At 70.5% G+C, this 3822-nt stretch carries 4 protein-coding genes; 2 read left to right on the plus strand and 2 right to left on the minus strand.

Annotation, left to right across the window (positions count from 1 at the left end; genetic code table 11):
• Window positions 1-2132: glycogen debranching protein GlgX (gene glgX, locus ACL02U_RS32665; protein ID WP_412794636.1), on the minus strand; the 2132-nt coding region annotated here is incomplete at its 3' end.
• 32 nt (window positions 2133-2164) lie between these two features.
• Complete coding sequence (locus ACL02U_RS32670) at window positions 2165-2659, minus strand: pep a2 (RefSeq protein WP_412794637.1); 495 nt, start codon at window positions 2657-2659, stop codon at window positions 2165-2167.
• 292 nt (window positions 2660-2951) lie between these two features.
• On the opposite strand from ACL02U_RS32670, the gene ACL02U_RS32675 reads away from it, so the two are divergent.
• Both ACL02U_RS32675 and ACL02U_RS32680 read left to right on the plus strand, forming a co-directional pair.
• Window positions 2952-3251 (plus strand): DUF5133 domain-containing protein, encoded by a 300-nt coding sequence (locus ACL02U_RS32675; protein ID WP_412794638.1) that lies wholly within the window; start codon window positions 2952-2954, stop codon window positions 3249-3251.
• Window positions 3252-3323: 72 nt separating this feature from the next.
• Window positions 3324-3822: maltotransferase domain-containing protein (locus ACL02U_RS32680; RefSeq protein ID WP_412794639.1), on the plus strand; the 499-nt coding region annotated here is incomplete at its 3' end.

A 3822-nucleotide genomic window follows, 5' to 3' on the forward strand; every position in this document is an offset into this window, starting at 1 on the left:
CGAGCGCCGCGGTCCGCCGCCAGAGGCGGTCTGGACAGCACCACGAGCCCGCGCGCGGCCACCACGACGTCCGCGGCGGCCTTGTACTCCGTCTCGTCGGGCATGCCGTCGGGGTCGGCGGTGTCGACGCAGACCGTCCAGCGCTCGCCGTACCCGGTCCCCGGCAGGCGGAAGACGACGGGCTCCCAGTAGCCGTTGAACAGCAGCAGGAAGGAGTCGTCGACCACGGGCCGTCCGTACCGGTCGGGCTCGGCGATGGCGTCGCCGTTCAGGAAGGCGCCGACCGAGTGCGCGTCGGAGCGCTGCCAGTCCTCCTCGCTCATCTCCCGGCCGTCCGGGAGCAGCCACACCATGTCGGCCGGCGGGCGGCGGCCGCGCACCGCGGCCTCCGCCTCCCCCCGGAAGAAGCGGCGCCGGCGGAGCACGGGATGGTCGGCGCGCAGCCGGATCAGTCGGCGGGTGAAGTCCTCGAGTTCCTGCTGCTCCTCGGTCAACCGCCAGTCGACCCAGGACAGTTCGCTGTCCTGGCAGTAGGCGTTGTTGTTGCCGCGCTGGGTGCGTCCGAGTTCGTCGCCGTGGCTGAGCATCGGGATGCCCTGGGACAGCAGGAGCGTGCCGAGCAGGTTGCGCTGCTGCCGTCCCCGCAGTTCCAGGACCGCGGGGTTGGCGGTCTCTCCCTCGACACCGCAGTTCCAGGACCGGTTGGCGCTCTCCCCGTCCCGGTTGTCCTCGCCGTTGGACTCGTTGTGCTTGTCGTTGTAGGAGACGAGGTCGCGCAGGGTGAAGCCGTCGTGCGCGGTGACGAAGTTGACGCTGGCGCGCGGTCGGCGCCTGTTGTGCTGGTACAGGTCGGGGGAGCCGGCCAGCCGGGAGGCGAACTCGCCGAGGGAACCGGGCTCGGCGCGCCAGAAGTCCCGCACGGCGTCCCGGTAGCGGCCGTTCCACTCGGACCACAGGGCCGGGAAGTTCCCCACCTGGTAGCCGCCCTCGCCCACGTCCCACGGCTCGGCGATCAGCTTGACCCTGCTGATCACCGGGTCCTGCTGGATCAGGTCGAAGAACGCCGAGAGCCGGTCCACCTCGTGGAACTGCCTCGCCAGCGTGGCGGCCAGGTCGAAGCGGAAGCCGTCCACGTGCATCTCGGTGACCCAGTACCGCAGCGAGTCCATGATCAGCTGGAGTACGTAGGGGTGGCGCATCAGCAGGCTGTTGCCGGTGCCCGTGGTGTCGTAGTAGTGGGACCAGTCGCCGTCCACCAGCCGGTAGTACGAGGCGTTGTCGATGCCCCGGAAGGACAGGCTGGGGCCCTTCTCGTTGCCCTCGGCGGTGTGGTTGTAGACCACGTCGAGGATGACTTCCAGCCCGGCCTCGTGCAGCGTCTTGACCATCGACTTGAACTCGGCGACCTGCTGCCCCCGGGTGCCGTGCGCCGCGTAGGCGTTGTGCGGGGCGAAGAAGCCGATGGTGTTGTAGCCCCAGTAGTTGGACAGTCCGCGGTCCCGCAGCACGCCGTCCTGGACGAACTGGTGCACCGGCATCAACTCGACCGCGGTCACCCCGAGCGAGGTCAGGTGCTCGACCACCGCCGGGTGCGCCAGGCCGGCGTAGGTGCCGCGCAGTTCGGGCGGCACCTCGGGATGGGCGCGGGTGAGTCCGCGGACATGGGCCTCGTAGATCACGCTCTCGGCATAGCCGCGGCGCGGCGGGCGGTCGTCACCCCAGTCGAAGTAGGGGTCGGTGACCACGCCCAGCATGGTGTGCCCCGCGCTGTCCGCCGGGTCGGGGCCGCCCGCCGTCCGCTCGTAGAGCGAGGGATGGTTGTCGATCTGGCCGTCCACCGCGCGTGCGTACGGGTCGAGGAGCAGTTTCGCCGGGTTGCACCGGTGACCGGACGAGGGGTTCCACGGCCCGTGCACGCGGTACCCGTAGCGCTGCCCCGGGCCGACACCGGGCAGATAGCAGTGCCATACGAACCCGTCGGCCTCGGTCACGGGTACGGTGCGGGCTCCGCCGTGGTCGTCGACGAGGATCAGCTCCACGTGTTCGGCGACCTCGCTGAACAGGGCGAAGTTCGTGCCCTGGCCGTCGTAGGCGGAGCCCAGCGGGTAGGGGTGCCCGCTCCAGACGGGCACCCCCGCAGCCTCTCTGCCGCGCGGCTTCCCGATCACCGGGCGGCCCCCGCGGCGGCACCGGCCAGTACGGCGACCGGTGCCTCCCGGGGCACCGGGCGGGTCTCGCGCAGCAGCGGCGCCGGCGCCGTGGCCACCAGCGGCTCGCGGTCACCGGCCCGGGCTCGCCGGGAGAACCAGATGACCTTGCTTCCGGTGTCGGTGGCGCAGCAGCCCCATCCGTCGCTCATCGCGGCGATGCGTTCCAGGCATCCGCGCAGCTGCCGGTCGGGGCGCAGTTCGTGGTCGTTCTCACCGATCGCGGTGATGAGGTGCTGACCGTTCCACCACATCTCGACCGACGTGAGTTTGTCCGTTGCGTGCTCGTCGATGGCCCTCAGCAGCAGCTCGACGCCGCGGCAGACGGGATCGACGACGGTCTCGAGGTTCCAGTACCTCAGGTGGGCGGCCAGGATGCGGCTCACCTGGAGCACTCTCTCCGGACCGACCTCTACGTCGAGGTGGTAGTAGCAGGGCACTGCGGTCTTCATCGTCGTGGCTCCTCACCGGCGAGGCTCCCGCTCCTCCCGGCCCCGCGGGCCGGAACCCCGAACACGAAGCGTGAGCGGTAATCGCTTCTGAGTCACATCCACCCTGCGGCCGCTACGCCATTCGTGCAACACGAACGCACCACGACCAAGATCCAACAGGACGCTGGGTCATCGCGAGTGCACCATAAGTGAAGGCCTCGGGAGGTTTGACGATTCCGCACCTCTGCTCGTTCGGCCGGCCCGTTCCGTCGGGCGATGTGACCTCTCGACTCCCGGAAGGTTGAACCGCGCCATGCTGCTACCCGCGAAAGCCGAAGTCTCCAGGCACCTGCAGCGTTACCGCGCCTGGGAGCGGGCCATGCTCGTCTCCCCGGCCGACCGCGCGGTGCGGGCCACCTTCGAGGACTCCGGATACACCCTGTGCGTACTCATGGGCAAGCGATGTGCACGCGAGGCCGCGGAGGCCGCCGAGCACTATCTGCGGTCCGGACCGCAGGCCTCCCTGCGGGGCCAGGGTTCGCGGAGCCGGGCGAAAAACGTGGCGCGCAGGAGTGGAACGCGCTCCGGTCGGCGTTTCCCGGCGGATCACTAGCCCGTTCCCGGTGCAGCGTGGTCATCCAACACCCGGGTTCTGTCCCGGAATCGAGCACGTCGGAGGTTCACCATGAAGTCCACCAGGCCCATCGGACGCATCCCGGTGCGCGAGGTCCATCCGCGCGTTGACTGCGGCAGGCGCCCGGCAAAGGCGGTCGTGGGCGAGACCTTCGAGATCTCGGCGACGGTGTTCCGCGAGGGCCATGACGCGGTTGCGGCCAACGTCGTTCTGAAGGATCCCGAGGGCCGCAAGCGTGCGTGGACCCCGATGCGCGAACTGGCGCCGGGCACCGACCGGTGGGGTGCCGAGGTGACGGTGGACGCCGTGGGCCGGTGGACCTACACGGTGGAGGCGTGGAGCGACCCGGTGACCACCTGGCGCCACCATGCCGCAGTCAAGATCCCGGCCGGTATCGACCCGGGCCTGGTCCTGGAGGAGGGCGGGAAGCTGTACGAGCGGGCGGCGGCGCGGGCCCCGCGCGGCGAGGTCCGCGCCCTGGTGCGCGAGGCGGCCCGGACGCTGCTGGACGACACGCTGACCGTGCCGGAGCGCTACGCGGCGGCGCTGG

The sequence above is a fragment of the Streptomyces sp. MS06 genome, from assembly GCF_047200655.1.
Lineage (GTDB): Bacteria > Actinomycetota > Actinomycetes > Streptomycetales > Streptomycetaceae > Streptomyces.